General features: G+C 35.7%; 13 protein-coding genes. 12 read left to right on the top strand and 1 reads right to left on the bottom strand.

From position 1 onward, the window contains the following. The first annotated feature begins 3 nt into the window (after window positions 1-3). The 5 genes from PZ898_RS07065 (at window position 4) to PZ898_RS07045 (ending at window position 13,563) form a co-directional block, all read left to right on the top strand. Complete coding sequence (locus tag PZ898_RS07065) at window positions 4-3,054, top strand: baseplate J/gp47 family protein (protein ID WP_277695155.1); 3,051 nt, start codon at window positions 4-6, stop codon at window positions 3,052-3,054. A gap of 24 nt (window positions 3,055-3,078) precedes the next feature. After that, on the top strand, window positions 3,079-5,940 hold the full coding sequence (locus PZ898_RS07060; protein ID WP_277695154.1) for a hypothetical protein: 2,862 nt from the start codon (window positions 3,079-3,081) through the stop codon (window positions 5,938-5,940). Then, window positions 5,930-8,932, top strand: coding sequence for a PKD domain-containing protein (locus PZ898_RS07055; protein WP_277695153.1), 3,003 nt, complete (start codon window positions 5,930-5,932; stop codon window positions 8,930-8,932). Before PZ898_RS07060 ends, PZ898_RS07055 begins: the two co-directional genes overlap by 11 nt. Window positions 8,933-9,017: 85 nt before the next feature. After that, complete coding sequence (locus PZ898_RS07050) at window positions 9,018-12,545, top strand: hypothetical protein (protein ID WP_277695151.1); 3,528 nt, start codon at window positions 9,018-9,020, stop codon at window positions 12,543-12,545. 112 nt (window positions 12,546-12,657) lie between these two features. Continuing rightward, window positions 12,658-13,563: a hypothetical protein gene (locus PZ898_RS07045; RefSeq protein WP_277695150.1), complete on the top strand. Its 906-nt coding sequence runs from the start codon at window positions 12,658-12,660 to the stop codon at window positions 13,561-13,563. A gap of 76 nt (window positions 13,564-13,639) precedes the next feature. Here PZ898_RS07045 and PZ898_RS07040 read toward each other — a convergent pair whose 3' ends face one another. Next, entirely contained in the window at window positions 13,640-14,302 is a 663-nt protein-coding gene (locus PZ898_RS07040) for a S24 family peptidase (protein ID WP_047378128.1), read from the bottom strand. A 768-nt stretch (window positions 14,303-15,070) separates the two neighbouring features. Here PZ898_RS07040 and PZ898_RS07035 point away from each other — a divergent pair. The 7 genes from PZ898_RS07035 (at window position 15,071) to PZ898_RS07005 (ending at window position 23,303) form a co-directional block, all read left to right on the top strand. Next, window positions 15,071-15,229, top strand: a complete 159-nt coding sequence (locus PZ898_RS07035; RefSeq protein WP_156106583.1) for a hypothetical protein — start codon at window positions 15,071-15,073, stop codon at window positions 15,227-15,229. 380 nt (window positions 15,230-15,609) lie between these two features. Then, window positions 15,610-15,777, top strand: a complete 168-nt coding sequence (locus PZ898_RS07030) for a hypothetical protein (protein WP_156106585.1) — start codon at window positions 15,610-15,612, stop codon at window positions 15,775-15,777. Window positions 15,778-15,838: 61 nt separating this feature from the next. Further along, window positions 15,839-16,219 (top strand): hypothetical protein, encoded by a 381-nt coding sequence (locus tag PZ898_RS07025; RefSeq protein ID WP_062671671.1) that lies wholly within the window; start codon window positions 15,839-15,841, stop codon window positions 16,217-16,219. A gap of 302 nt (window positions 16,220-16,521) precedes the next feature. Further along, window positions 16,522-20,823 (top strand): hypothetical protein, encoded by a 4,302-nt coding sequence (locus PZ898_RS07020; protein WP_277695149.1) that lies wholly within the window; start codon window positions 16,522-16,524, stop codon window positions 20,821-20,823. A 47-nt stretch (window positions 20,824-20,870) separates the two neighbouring features. Then, complete coding sequence (locus PZ898_RS07015; RefSeq protein WP_277695148.1) at window positions 20,871-21,338, top strand: hypothetical protein; 468 nt, start codon at window positions 20,871-20,873, stop codon at window positions 21,336-21,338. 350 nt (window positions 21,339-21,688) lie between these two features. After that, entirely contained in the window at window positions 21,689-22,096 is a 408-nt protein-coding gene (locus PZ898_RS07010) for a 5-fold beta-flower protein (RefSeq protein WP_120231692.1), read from the top strand. A 349-nt stretch (window positions 22,097-22,445) separates the two neighbouring features. Continuing rightward, on the top strand, window positions 22,446-23,303 hold the full coding sequence (locus PZ898_RS07005) for a hypothetical protein (protein WP_062671681.1): 858 nt from the start codon (window positions 22,446-22,448) through the stop codon (window positions 23,301-23,303). Window positions 23,304-23,313: the final 10 nt, after the last annotated feature.

The raw sequence follows: 23,313 nt of genomic DNA, 5'->3' as shown, positions 1-23,313 counted from the left end.
CAAATGAAAAAAACAGATACATTTTCACATTATCGTGAAGGAAAATCACAAATGCAGCGCTTTTTAGCAGAACTAGATCCTGAGAATCTTGAGTTACACGATTTCGATTTGTTTGACTGGCTATTATTCGCAAACAATTTTGCTCAACATGTAAACTATTTTGACAAAGATGATAATACAAAACCCAAAGGAAAGTGGGGAAACTTCTTTCTGGGTGCTGATGCCGACCCTATCCCGCGTAGAGAAAGCGTTGAGTATAAAAGTATGAAAAAACAGGTTACAGATCTTATGTCCCAGTTTGAACAGGATAGCAGCCTGACACCTCACCTGACATTATTTGTTTGCTTTTTAAAATTATTGGATTTCTCAAAAAAAGCCTTCAATAATCTGACGAAAAGGCACCTGGATTTCTATTATAATGAAATTCTTCAAATTGAGAAAAATGATGCCAAATCAGACAAAGTTTATGTGATTTTTGAACTCGCCAAAAAAGCGATTCAGGAAAAAATTCCAGCCGGTACATTACTGGATGGGAATAAAGATGCTAATGGCAAAAAACGAATTTATAAAACAGGTGATGAACTTATAGCCAATCAGGCAAAAGTAGTTGAGATCAAAAGTTTTTTAAATGACGTGGAAAACAGAGAACTGAAAATGGCTCCCGTAGCCAACTCTGCTGACGGATTGGGTGATAAATTGCCGGAAAACAACAATTATTGGTGGCCGTTTGGATATAATTCTGATGAAACCGTTTCCAATAAATCTATTTATAAGGAACTTCCAAAAGCCAAACTGGGTTTTTCCATAGCATCCTCATTACTTGATTTAAAAGAAGGAGAGCGTACCATTACTCTTAAGATTGATTTTAATAAGAACTCAACCCAGAAATTACAAAGCCTTTCAAAAACAGAGATTAAAAATAATATCAAAGTGCTTTGCAGCGGAGAGAAAGAATGGTTATCAGGTGCTGATTTAACATGTATTAAAAACGAAGAAGAAAGATTAGAACTTTCTATTACATTACAAAAAGAGTTCCCGGCTGTTGTTAAATACAATAAAGAAGTGCTGGCAGAAACATTTCAAACCAGCTTTCCTGTAGTAAGATTGATGATTGAAGGAGAAAAATACTATGATGTGTATGAAGCTCTTTCAGAAAAATCAATAAAGAACATCGAAATAGCAGTTGATGTAAAGGGAGTAAAATCTATTCAGCTAGAAAATGACAATGGGGCGTTAAATTCAGAAAAGCCTTATTATCCTTTCACCGCACAACCTGTTAAAGGATCTAATTTCTATATCAAATGTCCTGAACTGTTTTCCAAAAAATGGCAAAATGCAGACATCACGATCAATTGGAAGAATGCTCCGGACTCTATAAAAGATTTATACAGCGGATATGTTATTCAGCCAAATCAAAATATCAGCTTAACTGATTTTGAGGCCTTAAAAAGCTCCTCAATCGTAGGTTCTGACGCTTATTTTAAAGCAGATATTGCCTTGCTGGATAAGGAAATCTGGTATGAAAAGGCTAATGATATTGATGTATTCACGAAAGTAAAAGACGCTTATAAAATCCAGTTTTCCGTAAATAATGCAAGTAATAAAGCCGGAACAAGTGAGACGATCAGAGTAACGCTGAACCAGTCGTCATTACAGGATGTATACCCTAAACTGTATACATTGGCATTATCAAGTAATCCGAGCTTTAAAAAACTTATTCCTAACGAGCCATATATTCCTTTTGCTGAAGATATAGAGCTGAATTACAGCGCGAAAGAAAATGTGTATTCGTATCTGGAAAAAGAATCTGCCGGAGAAGCTTCAAAAAATAAAGAAGTACAGCTGTATCACGAAGACGTGTTCGGTCAATACGAAAAGGAAGTCGAAACCAAAAGCATTGTACCGGTACACCAAAACGGAGGTGAATTGTACATCGGTCTGGAAGCAATGCCTCAGACTACCGTGTCTCTATTAATTCAAATGCTGGAAGGAAGTGAAAACCCTCTGGTGGATACTTTCCTTGAAAAAGAATTTATAGAATGGAATATCCTTTCAAACAATACATGGAAAAGTTTGTCGGATTATATGCTGCAAAACGAGCCCAGAAAGTTCCTGGAATCAGGGATTGTCAAGTTTAAAGTACCTAAAGATATCGATAAAAGTCATACAAGATTTACCGATGGATTAGTCTGGATCAGAGCCAGATCACAAAGAAGTTATGATGCCGTATGCAAAATCCAGGGAATCTACACTCAGGCTGCTTTAGCAACCTTCGAGAATCAGGATAATGACCTGTCTCATCTCAATAACGGACTGGAAGCGAAAACCATTACTAAGCTTATCACCAGAGTTCCTCAGGTAAAATCTGTCAGCCAGCCTTATAACTCGTTTGATGGTAAATACAAGGAAACAGATACGGAGTTTTACAGACGGGTAAGTGAACGATTAAGACATAAGCACAGAGCCATTACCCAATGGGATTACGAACATTTGGTATTGCAGGAATTCCCGGAAGTCTTTAAGGTAAAATGTTTAAATCATACTTCCGAAGATTCATATATGGCGCCGGGCCATGTGACCCTGATGGTGGTTCCGAATATTAAAAATAAAAATGCTTTTGATGTCTATCAGCCGAGAGTAAGCCGTGCTTCATTGAATAAAATTCAAAATTATGTAAACGAATTAAATACAATGCACGTGAAAGCTCAGGTCATTAATCCCAATTATAAAGAAGCAAAAGTAGAAACAAAGGTCAGGTTCTTTGAGCAGTATGATGAAGCATTTTACATCAAACAGCTGGACGAAGATATTAAAAAATATATATCGCCATGGGCTTTTACAGATTCTGAAAATATTGATTTTAATGTAGAACTGAATATTAATCAGTTGGTTAATTATCTGGAGCAGTTGTATTATGTGGATTACATTGATGAGATTAAAATATTTGTGAATAATGTCCTGCAAAGACAATCTTTAATTGAAGTAGATCCGAAATCAATTCTGGTATCTGCCAAGCAGCACAATGTCACGATTACAGAACAGGTATGTATTTAATAATAAACAAGAAGAAACATAATCATGTCAGAAAATAAACATATTAGTATATCAAAAAATATAGAAACCGGGGATCAGACAGATTTTCATTTTCTACGCAAAACAGGAATTGAATATATAGAAAAGTTAGGAGGAAAACTCTGGACCGATTATAACTCTCATGATCCTGGTATCACCACTCTGGAAGTTTTAAGTTATGCCATAACGGATCTTGGGATGAGGATGAACCTGAACATGGAAGATATCTTAGCATCTGATGATGCAAATAAAGACATTCATACCCAGTTTTTAAAGGCTGCAGAAATTTTACCCTCAAGACCTTTAAACGAACTGGACTACAGAAAGTTGTTTATCGATATCAGCACGGCTGGAAGTCTTAAAAGACCAATCCGTAACTGTTGGCTGGTTCCTAAAAATGAAAAATTATATGTCGATTGTAAAACCGGGGATTTAGACTTTAAACCTATCGGAGAAAAGACAAAAAGTTTTAACATAAAAGGATTGTACGACCTTTATGTAGATTACGCTGAAGATATTGATGCGGATGGTGTCGGATGTGAAAAATCCAATGTCAATATCAAAATATTAGACAGTTATCATGCTAATAGAGGGCTTTGTGAAGACCTGGCAGAAATTAAAGAAGTTGAAATACAGAAGGTTGCAGTGTGTGCCCGTATCGGACTTGTCAGCAAAGCAGATGAAGAACTGGTGCATGCTAAAGTCATCAGAACAATCAATAATTATCTGTCTCCGGAGGTTCATTTTTATTCGCTGAAACAAATGCTGGACAAAGGTCTGACTACAGATCAGATTTTTGAAGGTCCGCTTCTTGAGAATGGCTTTATCGATACGGAAGAGCTTAAAAACAGCCAGTTAAGAACAGAAGTTCGTCTTTCCGATATCATCAGTGAAATCATGAAAATTGATGGGGTTAAAGAAATTCATGACGTGTCTATTGCAGGTTGTGACAGTGTGATCAAACAAAATAATGATTGGCTGATCTGTATTGAAAAAGGCAGAAAACCGGAACTGTGTGAACTGAGTTCATTCAGTTACAGCAAAGGATCTCTTCCGTTAAATATCAATGACAAAAAAGTTCAGGATTACTTAGAAACCCTTAAAAGAGAAGAAGAAGTACTTAGAGAAGATGCAAGGCAGAATAAAGAATTGATATTGCCACAAGGAACTTCATATGATATTGCGAACTACGCTACTATTCTGAATGAATTCCCGGATACCTATGGAGTAGGAGAATCTGGAATTATTGGAAATCCATCCCCGGAGAGAGAAGCCCTGGCCAAACAAATGAAAGGGTATTTGTTATTTTTTGATCAGATCCTTGCCGGCTATTTCAAACACCTGGAAAAAGTAAAAGAAGTGTTAAGCATTAATGGTAAGTTAAAAAGAACCTTTTTTACCCAGGCTCTTAAGAATATTAAAGGCTTTGATGAACTGGTTTCTGACTATGATACTGAGAGTGATGATCAACTTACAGATTCGTTATATGAAGAGCTGGATAACAGCGTGGAACGCCGTAACGAAGTTTTGGATCATCTGATCTCCCGTTTTGCTGAAACATTCAGCGACTATACCTTCTTAATGAAATCATTGTATGGGAAATCCACCGATGAAATTGTCTTAAACAACAAAGAAAATTTCCTGAAAGAATATTCATCATTAAGTAAAGACAGAGGGTTGGGATATAATTATACCTTAATTGGAGATTCAGATCTTTGGAATACCAGTAATATTTCAGGTGTTCAGAAAAGAATTGCCCGCTTGCTGGGGATTAAAGATTATACTCAGAGAAACTTATCTCAAACACCGGTATCCATTATTGAAACAACAGATAATGCTGGTAAAAATACTTATACCTGGAAAATAAAAGATGCCGGCAGTAATATTATCTTATCATCTGTAAATAGCTATACGACTGAGCATATTGCTATAAAAAACCTAAATGATGCCATTTATCAAACCATTCAGATTGATGAGGAAGATCTTCAGAATGCATTAGACATCTTAGATGAGAAACATCCTGAAGTTACATTGGAAAAATTAAAAGCATGTGAAAAGGGATACTGTTTCATTGGAAATATAAAAATCCGTGTTTCATTGGGTGGTAACTATTATTTTGAAATTGTAGATGATACCGATGAACAAAATGTAATTGCTGTCCACAAAAAAACCAACCCTTATTCAGATTTGAAAGAATTGAAAGACGGAATTAAGGCAACGGTGAAGTATTTCAAGTATGAATTTACAGAAGAGGGTATTTTCCTTGTTGAGCACTTATTATTAAAGCCAACCACTAAGGATTATAAACTCATGGGAGGTATTGGCTGTATGTCTATCGGAGGTACTTTCAGAATAATGTATGATCTGGAGGAAGAAAACCCTGCAACAGATCCGATAGAATATTCGGAAGCCTTTATGTCTTCTTGTGAAGGTTGTGAAACAGATGTGGATGTGTTTGATCCTTATTCTTACAGGGTAAGTGTTGTCCTTCCGGGGTTTGCTTACCGTTTCCAGGATCCGGATTTCAGACGTTATGCGGAAACCGTGATCAGGCAGGAAATCCCTGCTCATGTTTTAGCAAAAATCTGCTGGGTGGGAGACCGTTTGAGTGAAAAACAAACTGCTCAGAACGATTTGGCCGAATTTGAAGCAGCATTTAAAAAATACCTCTCAGATAAATCGAGAAATAATATTACGAATCTTGGAAACAGCATTACGGATTTACTGAATGCTCTCAGCCATTTAAACAATATTTATCGACCAGGAAGACTTTTAGACTGTGATGCCAATGATAACGACACGCTGGACGGAAAGATCATATTAGGACAATCGAACTTATCAAAAAAAATGAAAAATAATGAACACTAAATTAGACAATGTAACAACCCAATATAGAAAGTTCAACGACAATCAGGCGTTAACAGAAGGGCAATTAAACGAATTTATAGACTATTTTGAAGATCAGGACAGATTATCAAGAACCCGACTGAGCGGCGTAGGAGTGGTATGCGGTTTTCAATCAAAATATGTGGAACTTGAAATCTTACCTACTTTAACAGAAAAAACATCCAGACCCGGAGATATGGATCTTGAGATTCCTCTTGATACTATTATGATTACACAGGGAGCCGGGGTTACTACTGATGGAGACTTGATAACACTGCGTCAGGCAGTAAGCAAAAAATCAGAGGCTGTTATAGATTTCGATGCTAAAAATTACAGATACTATAGAAATTATGTTGATGTTCTGGGGTATGAGCATTTTCGTATCGGAGGACAGCAAATTCCTCTTTTAGAATTGTTTACCACACAAGAGTATACACAGTTAGTGAACGAAGGAGCTAATGCTGCAGATTTTAAACAGGTAAGAGAGATTTACAGTTCATTAAATGATAAAATTGTAATTCTGTATCTGGAAAGTTATTCTAATGATGAAACCCCATGTCAGGATGCAGATTGTGACAACAATGGAGCAGAGCAGGTTGCTAATCTTAAAGTGCTTCTGGCAGATTCTGCATCTGTTTCAGAGCTTATCACGAAAGGTGACGCAAAAGATGCGATCTATAAGCAGCACAATACTTATGAAAAGCTTTTTGACAGTTTACCTCATATAGAGGCGAAAAGAGTTATTCTGGATCCTCTTGTAAAAACCGCGCCGCAGTTAAAAACAAAATTTCAAGGTGCTATCAGTACTGTTGCAGAATTAAGTGATGGTTTTACCTCTATTGCAGGAGCTTTTAACGTAAATATGAATCTGGGTGGGCAGACGCTTTTTGATAAACTGAACCCTTTGCTGACAAGCACTTCTCCAGGCTTAGAAGATTATCAATACCGATATGATTTATTAAAAGACTTAATTGACACCTACAACGAAATAAAAGGGCTGATCCTGCATCTGAATGCTGAATGTTGTCCGGATATTGCTTCATTTCCTAAGCACCTTATGTTAGGGCCAGTCGGAGCAAAGCAGGAATTAGGAAAATATATCCCTTTCCGTCACAGTTTTTATAATTCACCTATTACTACTAATGATGATGAGAATTATGAGAGAGTTGTAATGCTTGCCAATCGTTTTGTGCAGAAGGTTAATGGATTTCAAACCTATATCGGACGAATTAAAATTACACCTTCAAATATGAATGTAAGATTGGGTAATAAGGCAATACCATATTACTATAACGTAGACAAATCCTTGTTAGCCCAATGGAATTTTGAAAAAACAAAAACAGATAGAGCAGCTTACAATTTAAGCTATCATACAGCCAATTTAGCAGGAGAAGATTTTATCCAGAATCCACTGAATTATAACATTGACAATAATGATTTTTATAGAATTGAAGGTCACCTGGGAATGCCTTATAAAACAGCATTGCAAAACATCAATGATCTTAAAACACAATACGGATTAGCTTTTGATGTCATTGCATTGGTTTTGGAAAAAGGAGGAAAGCCTGGTAGCGAGCCGCCAATCCGTGAAAAAACAGTATCTATTGATGAACTCAGAAAGCAGCTGATATCCATTTCCAGCGATGTCAGCAACAGAACACTTAATTCACAGAGTACTTTACTGAACATTTCTAAACTGGATGAACAGCTGAGATTGCTGAACCAGGCTGAATTCTCAAAAGAAGGATCTTCAGATGGCGTTACAGTAGTAAAACAGGATCCTAAAAAAGACGATGTGGTAAGTGAGCTTTTAAGCGAATTCTTAGAAAGAAAATCGGGCCTTGAACATAAGGCAGGAGTAGAGCCGGGCGGAACTTTCGCATTGATTTATTACTCAGAAGATGAAAATCAGGTTCTTGCGGACTTTTCACTGCCTTATCTGTGTTGTTCTAAAAAGGATCCTGCATTCCTGTCCTTACCGGCAAACAAACTATGTCAGAAAGATGCTCCGGTGTTGATGACCATTGTTCCGTTAGACGGACAAGTAAAAGCATTTGTGAATGGTGCTCCGATTCCTGCAGTTACACAATCCGGAGGTCAAAGCTTCTTCGATCCTGGTCTGGTTAACGCAGCTTATTTCGGACAGACGATTACGTTTACCGTTAATGATGATCCTGTTGAAGCACAAATGGTAGTGTACGCACAGCCAAACGTATCTGTTACTACCGGTACTGTGAGTTATGATGCTCCTACGATGGACGAAAATGCAAACAATCCGGATGCTACGGTTGAATTTAATGTTACCGGAGACTTTACAGGGGTTACATTTACCTGGAATTTTGATGATGGTACTCCAATCATCCATAATGAGGCACCTGCTAATAAAAAACTCCATGTATATAAACTTGTTGCAGGACAGGAAAAAACTTTCAATCCAACACTTACAGTAACCAATGCTAACGGCTGTAGTACGGTCTATAAATTAGCTCCGCTAAAATTAAAAGGTCAATCCACTATTGCATGTTTAAGTGGGATGAGAGTGGTTATTCAGTACAGAGATGATGTAGACCAAGGCCACGTTTGTAATGATGCTACTTTCAACTTAAAAGGAAATGATATTGTAATAGGAGGGGTCAATCCATACCCTGGCTTTATTGGAAATATCCATTTAAGTAATACAGGAGGTAATCAGGATAGAGGTAACCATAAACCAGGTACTCCTGCATTGAGCAGATATAATGAAATTATCATTACTCAGGCTGAAGCTAAGCAAATGGCATCACAATCATCAGATGGTTTTGTAGAGTTTTCTCTTGAATGTGCTTTACCAGTTAATAACAGACCACCTACTGGTTGCCACCAGGATGTTGCTTATACGGAAATCTACTTGGCAAACGCTACAGTTCCTATTTATAAAGGATATCCAAACGGGAATTTCCTGAAAATAAACCCTTGTACAGGAGTGACAAAATAATAGTCAGATAATAACTTCATAGGCAGTCTCAATTGTCTATGAAGTTTATTAAAAGACCTTAATAAATCATTAAAAATGAACAATAATGAAGAATCAATTAAGTAATATAGCAGTCCAATACCGTAAATTCAGTAAAGGGCAGTATATAGAAGATCCTGATCAGTTCAATGAGTTCCTGGATTTTTTCGAAGATCAGGACCGTTTGTCCAGAGTATTGCTGCAGGGAGTGGGTATTGTATGCGGTCTCAAACCAAACCTTATTTATAAAAACAGGCTGCTCAGCAGTATACAGCTTTCTCAGGGAGTAGCACTTACCACCGACGGCGATTTATTAACCCTGAACAATACGAGTAAGAAGAGTGAAGATCTGTACATGAGTGATCTGAAGACGGTTGATCTGGCAAATAAAGACTTCACCCATTTTAAAATATATGATAATTTTAAAATAAAATACCCGTCATTTTACGAGGGAAGCGAGCAGATTGAACTATGGGAATTGGCAACAGCTCAGGAAGCAATATCAGATTTTCAACCTATTAATAGTCTTACAAATTTAGAAGACAAATACCTGCTGCTGTATTTGGAAGACTATGAAAAAGAAATTAAACCTTGTAGAGGAGTTGATTGTGATAATCATGGAATACAACAAATCAGAAACCTTAAAGTATTAGTTACTACAGCAAGTGGGATCAATCATATTCTTGGAGAAGATGGTTTTACGCTACCTGACCCCATAACAGGTGAGGTTCAACTGAAAAGAAAAGATCGTCTTCAGCCTCATCCTTTGTTTATCGAAGATATCATGGAGCCGGTGAAACAAAACCGGGTTATTTTAGAACAGTTTGTTTCAGAAAAAAAGTTGAGCGCTTCTGATTTAAAGAATATATATATCAAAGCTCTGGATAAAACAAATTTTGGGAAGATGGTTTTTGATAGAATGGATGCAATCGGTAAAATAGTAGGGATTTCAACCGCCAACCATGATACATTTAAAGCATCATTTACCAGAATTTTTAATCAGGATTCAGGGTTTCAGTATGCTTATGATGTCGTAAAGGATTTAATGGATACCTATTCTGAAATTATAGAATTGCTTCCCAAAGCATTCACCAAATGTCTTCCGGATTTTGTTTCTTTTCCTAAACACATCATGCTTGGGAAATTACAATCAGATCTCCAATTGGATTTCTCAAGACACCAGTTTTATAACTCGCCTGCTTTGGATGATGATAAAGCAACCCAAAAAGTTAAAACCCTGATTAATCGCTTTAATCAGCAAGTAGGATATTTTAATCCTGATAATATTATTAGAAATAAGGAAAAGGTAAAAATTACTCCATCACAAAAATTAAATCCTCTGAGTAATAAAGCAATTCCTTTTTATTACACGGTTACAGAAGATTTCTTAAAAGCATGGAACTTTGATAAAACAAGCAATAGGTCTTCTGACAGCAATCTAACATTTGATACGGATTGGGTGTTAATAGGAAAATCCGAACAGGAAAATCCTTTACATCTCAACATAGATAACTATTCGTTTTATAATATAGAAGGTCATCAGGGAATGGATTATCAGGTTGCTTTTGAACAGATAAAAGAAATCAAGGATAAGCTGCAGCTGGGATTTGATATTATGCTCTTGTCTTTGGAAGAATTAAAAGGAAATAAAGACCTGTCAAAAGCATATTTCAATGAATACGTAGAAAAGAATTCGGGATTGGAACATAAGCGGGGAGTAAAAAGTGGAGGTACTTTTATCCTGGTTTATGATTCCATAAAAAATCCAAAAGTTATTGCAGACTTTTCACTTCCATACATCTGTTGTACTCCAAAAGCGATTGTCAAATTAAGTTTGCCAACTTCTGTTATCTGTGCTGAATCCAATCCTGTACCTTTTACAGTATCCCCAATGAATGGTGTTGTGAAAGCAAATATCAGTAATGGTGTGAAATTTATCAATGGACAATATGTCTTTGATCCGAAGGCTGTGGAAGAACAGTTCTATGATCAGCAAATTACCTTTACTGTCAATGGAAAACCTACTGATTGCAGCATTAAAGTGATTTCGGAACCGGATATAAAAGTAGAAGTTGTTCAACCTGTTATTTATCCTGGAGGAGATTCAACCGCAACAATAGTAAACTTTAAAGTTTCCGGAGCAAACTTTGCCGACTATGCATACAGCTGGGATTTCCTGGGGACTGATGTTTGGACCCCTGTCAATCCGGATGAAAATGGATATCTGAGTTATAAGTATTACAATCTGGATCCTTCAAGGATTCCAACAGTAAGAGTGAAGGTGATTGGTAATGGCTGTACCCAGGCGGTAGCTGTAAATTTACCACTGACCAAAGAGTGTCCTGTGATTTCAAATATTAAATATTCCGTTGTTGATAATGGTGATGGTACCCAGACATTCACATTTGATTGGGATTTACCTAAAGATCTGAATGGAGTAACAGGCTTGAATATTTATGATTCAAATGACCAGGAAAATGGATGGCATTATGAATCCGGATCATACAATCCGCGAAGATCAATCAAATTGCCTTTAGGTAAATACGATATTAGATTCGGATTGGTGGGTTCATGTAGAGAAGCGGGAGACACTGTGAATCTTCCGGGATTTGATGATATTGGAATTGAAAAAGATCAGAATAATCACCCACCTACTGCATTGATCAGATGGAAAGATAATTCAGGAATTGAGGACAGGTTATGCAGACAGTCGGTTTGTAGTTTTACCATTGACGTTTATGCAACGGATCAGGATGAAGATATTGCAACTATTCAGATTTTTAAAAGTACTGATAATGGAGCTTCATGGAGCTTGTTTATTGGTAATCTTACTGGAACTTCATTTACAGATACCATCAACAGAGCTGGTACACAATTGTATAAAGCAATTGTTACAGATAGAAAGAACAATACAACAACTTCAAATATTCTGTCTTATAAAAAAGAAAATAACCCACCTGTTGTGTCGATCAAATGGACTGATACAGACGGAATTGAAGACAGGGTATGTACACAGTCTGCTTGTAGTTACACAGTTAGTGTAAATACAAGTGATCCTGATGGTGATATTACCAATATTCAGATTCATAAAAGCACCAATAACGGGGCTACATGGAATGTGTTTATTGGCAATCTTACGGTGGCTACATTTACAGATTCTATAAACGGGGTTGGTACAAATCTATATAAAGCGGTTGTAGTAGATGGAGAAAATAATTCAGTGACTTCAAACATTCTTTCCTATAAAAATGAATATCGTCCAACGGTTGTAATCAATAGCATTAGCTTTCCTAATAAAAATTGCTGTATTGTTGAGCTGCCCACTATTTTAGCCAGTGCCGGTGGTAATCAGAATATTCTTTTGTCTAATTTACGTTTTAGAGAATTGGGACTGAAAGGATGGGGTAGAGGAGCAGATGTGCTTCTGTATTTCTGGAGCAAATTAGAAGGTCCGGATGTAATCCTTGAAAATGTTAATGAACCGACTCTTACCATCAAAGATTTACAGGTTGGGAAATATAAATTCCAGCTTTTAGTCAAAGATGCTAATAGTGATGCATTTGAAGTTGATGTAGCAGAAATAAGAGTGGATTAAGGAACATATTCTTTGTGCTATATGATATAAAGGGGTGTTTTTTTATTTTTTGGAATAATTACAACATCCCTTACATACTAGAAAAATAAATAACAACAATAAACATAATATAATGGAAAAATGTGATGTTTCATTTAAAATACAATATCAATCTTCCGAGACAATAACAGATGCTTCTGTGAAATACAATTATCCACCGGGATCCACAAATGTAGAAACTGTTGATATAAGGAATGCAGTGCTTCAGGATAGTAATTCAATAAAACTGCCTGGTATACAGGAGGTGGGTACTTACAATCTGGATGTTGAACTGGGAGTAAATGGAGTTGTGGCTAAAAGCAATGCTACATTGAACGTTGGAGGGTGCAGTTCTTCCTGTGAAACTCCGAAGGTTCTTGATGTAAAAGTACTGGAGGATGGGCAGCTGGTAATGAACTACGTGGTCTTTAATACCAGTAATCTTGCGGCATTGGAGTACCAGATAGCGAAAGATCCTGCTTTTAAAGATGAAGATATTATTTATTCAAAGGTGGGCTTTAGTGATGTAAGTTATACCCAATTTGAAAATATTGACATGAGAAATGGAAATATTCCGGATAAAACTCCTTTATACATAAGAATAAGAAAATATTGCAGACCCAATGGAATTTCGGAATGGTCGGATTTTGTGAAATTTGACTCAGGAATATGGGGAGTAGAAGCTTACTGCTTGTCTGGGGTAGATGATCTGAACCGGGATTCTCTTTGTTTCGGAACATCTCCTGCCTGGAAAATGAAAGTAACTTTAAGTCCCTTTAGACCAGGTATAGGAAGTTTGATCTACCTGACTAATGGTATGCTCGCAATACCGGATAATATAAGAGAGTTTGAGCAAAATGCACCTGAGAATTTCAAAAAAAGCGGAATAAGATGGATACGATTCCTAAGGTCTGATTCAGAATTTAACCCAGGTTTAATTTATTGGGTAGATCCGCAATCAGCTGAAATACAGAGAATCGATGAAGACCAGTGTTATTAGAATATCTTACACTATAATGATCTGAGATGCCCCAATAAAATCCTCAAGAAATTGAGGATTTTATTTCCCTAGGCAGTTATCTTCTGTTGTTTTTACGTCTTGTACTTATAATATTGAAAAGTTTCGCAACATCCTTCAAATGGATCTCGAAATCTTCATAATATTCATTCAGAGAATGAAGGGTGATAATCCCTCTTTCCACATCATGGTTAATGATTCGCTTTACCAAAATCCCTTTCTCTTTGTGAACGATTACAAAATCCCACTTGTCGTAATGGAGTTTACTCATCCAGTAATCCTGTCTGATGTTTCTGCATAAGATAATATCACCTTCCAGATAGCTTTCGTATGATCCGTTATCCATACTGTCTCCTTTTACTTCAAAACACATGTATTCACCTCTGTGCTCTACATCGTCTGTAAAAGGAATTGTGGGTAAGCTTTCTATATATTCCTCATCAGCAAAATTACTCAGATAGCCAGCTTGTGCGTATTGATTCGCCAATGGAACGTGCATGATTTTTAAATCTGAAAAAACAACCGGAGACGCACTGTCATCATTGAGTTCCTGTTGTTTTAACAGTAAATTCGTAACAAAGTAAGCCGTCGTTTCCGGTATTTTTCGTTCGCCTTTTTCCCAATATTGCACGGCTCTGGTGCCCACTCCTATAGATTTTGCTATATCAGCCTGCTTCATGTTTAGTTTCTTTCTGATTTCTTTGAATTCTAAATAGTTCATTTTGATATGTTTATAGTTATTTGTAAAAAAAAATGAATAATTTGTTCGTTTTTGTTTTGAAAAACGAACAATGTTCGTATATTTGTTTCGTCATTAAGATGGAACAGTACAAATGTACAAAATTATATTTAAAATTTAATTTTTTTTTAATATTTTAAAATATTGCTTTTTGCTTTTAATTAAATGTAAATAAATAAGTTAAGTGTTTGTTTTTTGTGTGTGGTATTTAAAATCAAGATATTTTAATTTTTTGTTTTATCCCGAGCTAATAGGGATAGAGAAAATTTTAAATACTCTGTAAGATGCAAAAAGTGCGTTTTATTGTATGGTTTTATTTGTTTTTTGTTCGTTTTTAATTTGTTCCATTAATGATAAAAATGCGTTTATTTTTGATAGATATCTGAATAAAGCAATCATTTTGCTCTTTGTTTTTTTTCTGAAAATAAAAAAACAAGCCCAACATGTAGAATAATACTCTGCTCAACATATAAAATATCGATTAATTATAGTTGTCAGTAAAGTTGCTAATACATTCTTAGAGGGCAAATGAAATTTAAAATAAAGAAGTCAGGGTAAGATTTTTATTGAGAAATACCTGGTACCGGCTTCTAAAAAAACAAAAATTAATTGAATTAGACATCTTTTTAGAAGGCGGAACGTTCGTCTTTAGGGATTTTTATGACTTAATGAAACGGTCAACAGGCAAGAGAAGAAAGCCTGTCTGATTAAAAAAAACTTTTTAACCAAAAAAACTTTTAACCATAGAATATGAAACGTAGTAAAGAATTAGTCGAAAAAAGAAAAGATTTTGTCATTGATTATGTAAAACGTAATCAGGATAAACAGATGAAAGTGATTGTTAACGAGCTGATGGAAATGTTGTTCCTGTCTGAGAGAACAATATATAACATCATTCTTCAGCCATAGTATAAGGTCGCGGAAGAAAGCTCAATCCTTACCATTTAATATTGTAATGTGAATATCAGTAAGATAATGTTTGTAGATAGTGTGTATTCATAATTCATTTCTTGAAATTATTCATTCTAAAAAGATAAAAAAGGATTCAAAGCTATTGCTAAATCCTCAACAGCCTCATTCATCGGATTAAAAGGCTGCTCTGATATCTTTCTCAAATTTAAATTATAGGTAAAATATTAAGGTGAAAAACGGTTTTTGCTTTGTTGTTCTGTTTTTTTAATTGAAACATGAATTGTAAAAGTAAACCGTTTGGCCTTAGTGTATTGGAGGAGAAATTTATTTTAAAAAACTAAAAAAGCAATTATTCATTTAACAAAATTCTAGTAACCATGAAAAAAAAGGAAAAGAAAAAAAAGAAAAAAGATAAGGAAAAACTGAAGAAACCAGGTAGAGATATCAGTGATATTATTGACGAGTTAGCGTATGCAGATGAGAGCGAAAATATCATGAAAATCAGAAAATTTTTAGATGATATGTACATCCTGTCTCAGGAATAATCAAACATCTGAAAGTAGTTTGAAAATTAAACATTTTAATAAATAATAGAGAAGAAAAAGAATGAATCTGGATAGTATAAAAGCCCTTTTGATCGGAACTGCAATAGCTTTTTCAGGAGGATTACTGAGGGTACTGGTCTCCATACAAAATAAAGAGAAAAAACAACCATGGGAACATTTTATCACATTGGTAATCGTAGTCATCGTAGGCTTTACGATGAGCTACTTAATGAACAGAGCTGAGTTGCATGACAAATGGTATTCAACCGGGATATTATTTGTGCTTGGCTACGGTTATGATAAATTTCTGAAAATGATCACTACAAACCTTCCTAACTGGATTGATAAAGCAGTGAATCTTTTTATTGATAACCGATATGGAGTGAAGACAGACAGACAGTCTGACGAGGAAGAAGAAAAGAAAGATGAGATGAAATCATAAAAAGATTTTGAGACAGTCTTTATCATAATAACAGAATCAGTCACTCTGCAGGAGATATTATCCTGAAAAAGAGTGGAATTAAAACTTAAAAACCTGAAAATTCAAAAACAAGAGAACAAACAAGGAAATGGTTCAGTGTTGCCTGTTTCTCAAAGTCAAATACCATTTCTATTTACTTACATTCTTAAAGAATCTACCGCACCCGGTATGATTTTTCCAACCCGGCAGGCACCCTATAAGGCACAATATTTTAGTTGTGCCTATAGGTCTTTTAAACAATATGAAATTAAAAAACTAAGTCAATGAAAGCAGCAAAACCTGTAGAAAAAGACAATAAGACCCATAAAAACCAGAGCAAAAAGCAAAAGCCGAAAAATCCGGTGGTTATGCCTCTTTCTGAGGTAGATGGGGGCAGTATACAAATCCAGAAATCCGGAAATAAAGGCATTACTAGCAGATCAGGAAACCCTAATGACAGCCCGCTCAACCTCAATGGTACTATTGCAGGGGTTCATGATTCACGAAATATTTATGGGCAGGGAGCAGAAAAAAATTATGGAAAACTCCAGGAGAGTCTGGCGAAAACCGGAGATATCAATCATCCTGACACCAGGAAAATTGAAAAAGGCTATATGTCTACTTTGAATGACAATCAAATACAAGATTATCATAAACTCAAATCGGGAACCTATCTGCCCAAAACAGTACAGGAACAAGCTGTCGTTTATCAGGAAAGCAAGAGCATTCAGGAAGCAAAAGCGGATACAAAGACGTCAGGAAAAGCTGTTTCCAGGAAACCGGAAGTTGCTGCTGTAGAAAAACCTCAGTTTGTTACTGCAGATAAAACTTTGGAAGCTGATACTGAAACTAAGACTTCAGTAAATGCTACAGATAATCCCGGATTTATAGAATTGAGCGGGCGGATCAGTACCACAGCCAAGCTGCAGAAACAACACGAACCATCAAGCAAAGCGACAAATGATGCACAAGCTGCAGCACCATCACCTGCCAACGAACGTCAGAGTATGGCGCAAGCCAGCCAGGTGAACACCATGGATGAACAAAAACCCGGGCTGTTCAAGAAAGAAGATTTTAAAGCTTTGCTGAGTGAAAAAATACATAACATCAAGCTTCCGAAAAATGAAGAGCAGGCAGATGAGTTCGAGAAACACAACAATATACAGGAAGTTAATCAAAAGGCAGTAGGCGATGTTAAAAAAGAGAAGAATCTGGCATCTAATGATATTGCTTCTGCAACAGCTGCACAACCTGATACCGCTGCACAGCCTGTTCGTGCCGTTGCAAAAATGCCAGCACAACATATAGGTAATGCTCCGGGAATACCCAATGTAGCGAAAGCGATGCCAGTGAAAAGAAATGCAGAAAGCGTAGAACAGCCTATTAAGGAGCAAACAGCAAGCATCGACAGTGAAATGAAAGCTAATGGAGTCACCGATACGATGTTGGCAAAATCTAATGAGCCTACGTTTACAGATGCTTTGGCACAAAAGAATAAAGCCAAAACCCAAAGTGCTGCAGCAACTCAACAGTTCAGAACCAACGAAAATAAAGAGCTGTCTAAAACCCGTAATGAAGCCCAAACACAGGCGGCACATCACATTAGTGGCATGCATGGTGCAAGAAAAGGCGGATTAGGTAATGTACAAGGTGAACAAAAGCAAACCTCAGGCAAAGACAGTCAAAAACGAAAAGAAATTGCCGATCACATTAATACTATTTATCATACTTCTAAAACCGATGTGGATGGTATTTTAAATAATCTGGACAAGTCGGTGGCCGAAAAATTTGATAATGGCAGCAGAGAAGCTAAAAAAGCATTTGAAGCCCATGTTGATAAAGAAATGAAGGCTTATAAAAAGAAGCGTTATGGAGATGCCTATGCAAAATACGGAGCTTTAGTTGCCGCTGGGAAATGGTTGTGGGACAAAGCTACAGGACTACCTAAAGAAGTCAATAAATTTTTTGACAGTGGTAAGGACCTGTACATTAAAGTCATGGATAAGTTTATTGACCAAATTGCAACCCATGTTACCACTCAGCTTAATGCAGCCAAAACCAGAATTGCTAAAGGCAAAAAAGAGGTACAGACTTATGTCAACAGCTTATCACCAAGTTTAAGAAAAATTGGAAAAGATGCTATTGCAGAGATCCAAAGCAAATTCAATGCATTGGAAGACAGTGTAAACAGTAAAAAGGATGCATTAATTGATGTATTGGCTAAAAAATACGCAGACAATATAACCAGTATTGATGCCAGAATTTCAGACTTAAAAACACAAAATAGTGGATGGGTTAATCAGGCTCTTGAGGTACTTAAAACCAGTGTGTTTGCTATTATTATTGAAATTAAAAATACGCTTACCAATTTATTATCCGGTGTTATCAGTGCTATTCAGGCGATCATCATGGATCCGATAGGGTTTTTCAAAAATCTTATTGCCGGAGTTTCACAAGGGTTTACCAATTTCGGGAACAATATCTGGACCCACCTTAAAACTGGCTTCTTTGGATGGTTAACCGGAGCGATGAAAGGTATTTCTATCACGATGCCGGAAGATGTATTCTCATTAAAAGGAATTTTCTCCATTACCACGCAGGTGCTTGGCCTAACATGGAGCGGCATTAGAGCCATCGGTTCTAAAGTGATAGGAGAACCTGTAATGAAAGTTCTTGAAACAAGCTTTGAAATGGTGCAGATTGTTCGCAAAGAAGGTGTTTCTGGACTTTGGGAGCACTTGAAAGATCAGTTTGCAGATCTGAAAGAAACCGTTATGGATGCCATTATGGATATCATCCAGACACAGGTAATCCAGGCAGGGATTAAATGGATCATGGGATTAATGACTCCGGTGGGTGCCTTTATTAAAGCCGCTATGGCTATTATAGATGTGGTGAAATTCTTCATTCAGCGTGCAGCACAAATCATGGAACTGGTAAAAGCCTTCACTGATAGTATAAAAGCAATCGCCAGCGGAAATGTAGGTGCAGTAGCCAAAGCCATAGAAAATGCATTAGGTAAAGCTGTTCCTGTACTGATAGGTTTCTTAGCTTCCTTACTGGGAATTGGTGGATTAGCAGATAAAGTTGTTGGAGTAATACGTAAAATACGTGAGCGTATTGTGAAAGCGATTACTAAGTTCTGGACTTTTGTGAAAATAAAAGGAGGTAAACTGTTAAACAAACTGGGCATTGGTAAGAAAGGAAAAGATGGCGAAAAGGATAAGAAAGGGATGACCAAAAATGATAAAAAACTTGAAGATAGTGAAGTTGGAGAAACCATTTATTTTTCTGCTGAGGGAGAGAATCATAGACTCTGGATTAGTACAAAAGGTAATAATGTTGAAGTAATGGTAGCGAGTACGCCTATGAGTGTAGGTGACAGACTAAAGAAATGGGAGGATGAGCTTCATAATTTACCAAAAGAAGAACAAGTAAAAGCTAAAACTCTATTGTCTCAGGCTAAAGGTCAATATCTTGAAACCCATAAAGGTGCAAAAGAAACAGATAAAGCATTGGATAAAGCTAAAATACAAGGCGCATCAAGCAATGAAATTAAAAGAGCAGAAAAATTAGATAATAATGTAGAGAATAAAGAAGAGCAACTTTCTAATACGCTACAGCAATTATTTAATATATTTGGAGAAGGCAATGCACTGAATTATAGCATACAAAAAGTTGCTTTTATCAAAAACGAAGAGTTCGTGAAAAATGAAGAGGCAAACTTAAAAGAAGGCAAATATCCGGAAAGAGTAAGAGAACAAATGCTAGAGTTTATTAAGCATATACCAGGGTTAAGAAAAGGTGGAAATACTAAATTAAGAAGAGAGATGGTATCTAGTGAGTCAACAGCAATTCGTAAATGGGAGATCGCACAAGGAGCAATATATTCTCCATTTGTAGAAGAATACCATGAGGCATTACAAGAGATGCGAAAAGAGCTAGATGGACAAGAATATATTATAACTACAGAAACAGGTGGGTCCTTTTTGGGAGATGCTGTAACTAAAGGTACATCTATCAAAAATGAAAAAATAGAAAAAATGCCAAGAGATAGAGTAACAGGTAAAACTCATAATACTCAGCAACCTGAAGATATAGTAAAGTATGTAAAAGAAGCGATGCAAGGAAGAGAAAATCAATCTGTTATATTTACTATTGTAGAACCAGTATTTTCCGGTAGTGCTTTAGGCTCATTAATAAGAAAAGCTACAGGGGAATTATTATCTACTTATCCTAATGTTTATTTTAAATTTGTAACCATGCAAGAAACTTTAGGATTTGATAAAGATGAGGCACATAAAAAGATAGAAGCAAGTAAAGGAAAAATGAGAAGGGCAGCTAAAATTACAGAAGCACAAGCTAATAGAGTACAAGTACATTATGCGCAAACTACTTACGTATTAGGAGAAGATGTACCTACACACACCGATTATAGAGCTAAAGATCCTGTAATCGTTTTTAATGCTACTGATAAAGTAATGACAGTATATCAAATAAAGCCATCTGATCACACTACTACTAGAGACATTGTAATTGCTATAGGGAATGGTGAATTTAAAGGCAAACTCAAAGATGTTTTATAAGAATATAGTATATTGAACTTAACAATTTTAACAATAAAAATAATAATATGGCAATAGGTATAATACAAGTAGATTTACATAATCCTAGATCAGGATCTTATTATGATGAAATACAAGAATTAGTTAATAAATATTTGTGGGGAGATCATTCTTTAGAAACAGTTAATGCATTGATCGTAGAACTTATAGACGATGAACTTATGTTTTTTGCAGAAGAAGAGTTTCCTTATGCAGAATTATCTAGATGTAAATATAGTGTAATTTCTCAAGATACTTTTATTAAGTTGCAACAAAACAAAATGTTACCTTCTAAGTTAGAATACTCTTCAGATATGTATGGGAATTTTAAATATGAAAATAATGAGTTTATACATCCAGAAGGAGAAAAGAATTATTTATATTTAAATATGCCATGTATGGTTTTTTTTCAAAATAACATAGTTACATTTTTTATTCTTTATGAATATGGAGATAAATTTGTTTCTTATTCTTTAAGTTATGATGATTTAAAATAAGAAAATCTTGATAAAAAAGGTATTTGAAATGGACAATATACCTAGTAAATAAAAGTATTAATATCAAAGACTTCGCATATATATCCTAGTTTTGCGGAGTCTTTTTAATTTAGCAAAGTTTATACTGTGATAAAAATCAATGCTTTATGATGGGAATTGTAATTATATGTGGAATGTAAAAGCTTATTTTTATTGTAGCTTTTTATAATTTTTCAGGGAAATTCAATTTCATTATATTTTTATCTAAGTGAATTGGAAAACTTGGTATCTTGTAAAAAAATATAAAAGCTTGGATTATATGTAATCCCAATTAATAATAAGGAATTAATAACCATTAAAATCTTCAAACCATGAAAAAAATACTATTCTTTTGTTCCCTTCTCTTCGGTCTTTCTGTAGGTGCCCAAACTATAGAATCCGGAAGCCACAGCACCACTGGTTATATCAAAAGTGATGGGACCATAGAAAACAGCAGTCATTCCACTGTGGGATACATTAAAAATGATGGGACTATCGAAAATAAAAGTCGAAGCACTATTGGGTACATCAAAAGTGACGGAACTATTGAAAATAAGAGCCGTTCTACGGTAGGTTATGTAAAAAAAGATGGTACTGTAGAAAACAGCAGTCATTCCACCATTGGCTACATCAAAGATGATGGAACGGTTGAAAACAGCAGCCATAGTACGATTGGTTATGCGAGAGGAGTTAAAAAAGAGTGGGCGGCGGTAGTATATTTCTTCTTTAAGCTGGATTAATCATCAACTCTGCGAAAAAAATTAACGTTAAGCATAGAAGCTAAAATGGCTCGGATTATAAGATCCGGGCCTTTTTTATTCCTGAAAAGTAGAGGGTACTGCAACTACAGAATAGCGGGGCCAAAAAACTTTCACAGGAACAAAAAAAGTATGAATTTTGGGCAATGAAACATAAGAAGTCATCATCCTGCTTCTTATAACAAAACGGTGCTGTAACTACAGCGTAACGAGACTAAAACCCTTTTCCAGGGATAAAAAAGGATGAGTTCAGAACTTTAAAACATAACATAAATTATCATTGAAACCAAAGTTTAATAATGCCCGGAAGCATAAATTATAAAGAAGTATTATGGAGGAAAATAAACTAACAACCAGAGACCAGTTAAAAAACTATTTTGAAACAGGAAAATATCCCACACAAAGCCAGTTTGAAGATCTGATAGATTCCTTAAGACTTAGAGAAGATGTTCTTACCAAAAGAGAACTGGCCATTTTTGCCAATAGTTTGGCAGCTATTGATAACTCATACGTTAATTTTTCAACAAATAATGTCGGAAATCTAAAATTTTCAATCGTGGTAAGCACCAATGATGAACCGGATCAGGTGATCTCATCTGCTGATTTCAAAAGCTTTTTAGACAAACGTTATTTTGTAGGGAGTGCACCTTATACGATAAAAGTAAAAGAAATCTTTGAAGGTGATTTGAAAGAAACGGAATATTATAGTTTGGCGTATCAATTAGATCAAACCTACACTGTTTACAGATTTTTCGGGAATAATCTGAAGACAATCCCCGTTGGATTTGACTTTGGAGAGCTGGAAGGTATTGGGTTACCTATACAACTTTCGAAAGGAGGTTTTGGAAGAAAAATAAACATTTTAAACACCAGTGTTAAGTTCGTTAATAAAACTGAAGTGCCTATCCAGTATAGAATAGAAAGCGCGGGATGGAATAATCGATATAGAGCTGAAGATACAGTTACGGATCATTATGACCTGGAAGATTCTTTGAGTTTCTATTATAGAGCAGACCTTACAAAAGTTATTCAATCCATTAAATGTGAAATCTTTAATGCTGAAAATGACACCCTTTTGGCCACCGGTTATTTACCAGCAGGACAAAACCAGGTTTCTTTGAATGGCGGTCAGGTTAATGGAATCAGAAATATAAGAATCGAATGCAGCTATTCTGAAAATGTAAAATAGTAAAAGCTAA

It is taken from the genome of Chryseobacterium sp. WX (assembly GCF_029542485.1).
GTDB classification, from domain to species: domain Bacteria; phylum Bacteroidota; class Bacteroidia; order Flavobacteriales; family Weeksellaceae; genus Chryseobacterium; species Chryseobacterium cucumeris.
Note: the sequence above shows the minus strand (reverse complement) of the source record. Positions and strands in the feature narration are given on the sequence as shown.

Bases quoted from the DNA above. Each gene is read 5' to 3' on its own strand.
- PZ898_RS07065 (WP_277695155.1), top strand. From the start codon at position 4: ATGAAAAAAACAGATACATTTTCACATTATCGTGAAGGAAAATCACAA.
- PZ898_RS07060 (WP_277695154.1), top strand. From the start codon at position 3,079: ATGTCAGAAAATAAACATATTAGTATATCAAAAAATATAGAAACCGGG.
- PZ898_RS07055 (WP_277695153.1), top strand. From the start codon at position 5,930: ATGAACACTAAATTAGACAATGTAACAACCCAATATAGAAAGTTCAAC.
- PZ898_RS07050 (WP_277695151.1), top strand. From the start codon at position 9,018: ATGAAGAATCAATTAAGTAATATAGCAGTCCAATACCGTAAATTCAGT.
- PZ898_RS07045 (WP_277695150.1), top strand. From the start codon at position 12,658: ATGGAAAAATGTGATGTTTCATTTAAAATACAATATCAATCTTCCGAG.
- PZ898_RS07040 (WP_047378128.1), bottom strand. From the start codon at position 14,302: ATGAACTATTTAGAATTCAAAGAAATCAGAAAGAAACTAAACATGAAG.
- PZ898_RS07035 (WP_156106583.1), top strand. From the start codon at position 15,071: ATGAAACGTAGTAAAGAATTAGTCGAAAAAAGAAAAGATTTTGTCATT.
- PZ898_RS07030 (WP_156106585.1), top strand. From the start codon at position 15,610: ATGAAAAAAAAGGAAAAGAAAAAAAAGAAAAAAGATAAGGAAAAACTG.
- PZ898_RS07025 (WP_062671671.1), top strand. From the start codon at position 15,839: ATGAATCTGGATAGTATAAAAGCCCTTTTGATCGGAACTGCAATAGCT.
- PZ898_RS07020 (WP_277695149.1), top strand. From the start codon at position 16,522: ATGAAAGCAGCAAAACCTGTAGAAAAAGACAATAAGACCCATAAAAAC.
- PZ898_RS07015 (WP_277695148.1), top strand. From the start codon at position 20,871: ATGGCAATAGGTATAATACAAGTAGATTTACATAATCCTAGATCAGGA.
- PZ898_RS07010 (WP_120231692.1), top strand. From the start codon at position 21,689: ATGAAAAAAATACTATTCTTTTGTTCCCTTCTCTTCGGTCTTTCTGTA.
- PZ898_RS07005 (WP_062671681.1), top strand. From the start codon at position 22,446: ATGGAGGAAAATAAACTAACAACCAGAGACCAGTTAAAAAACTATTTT.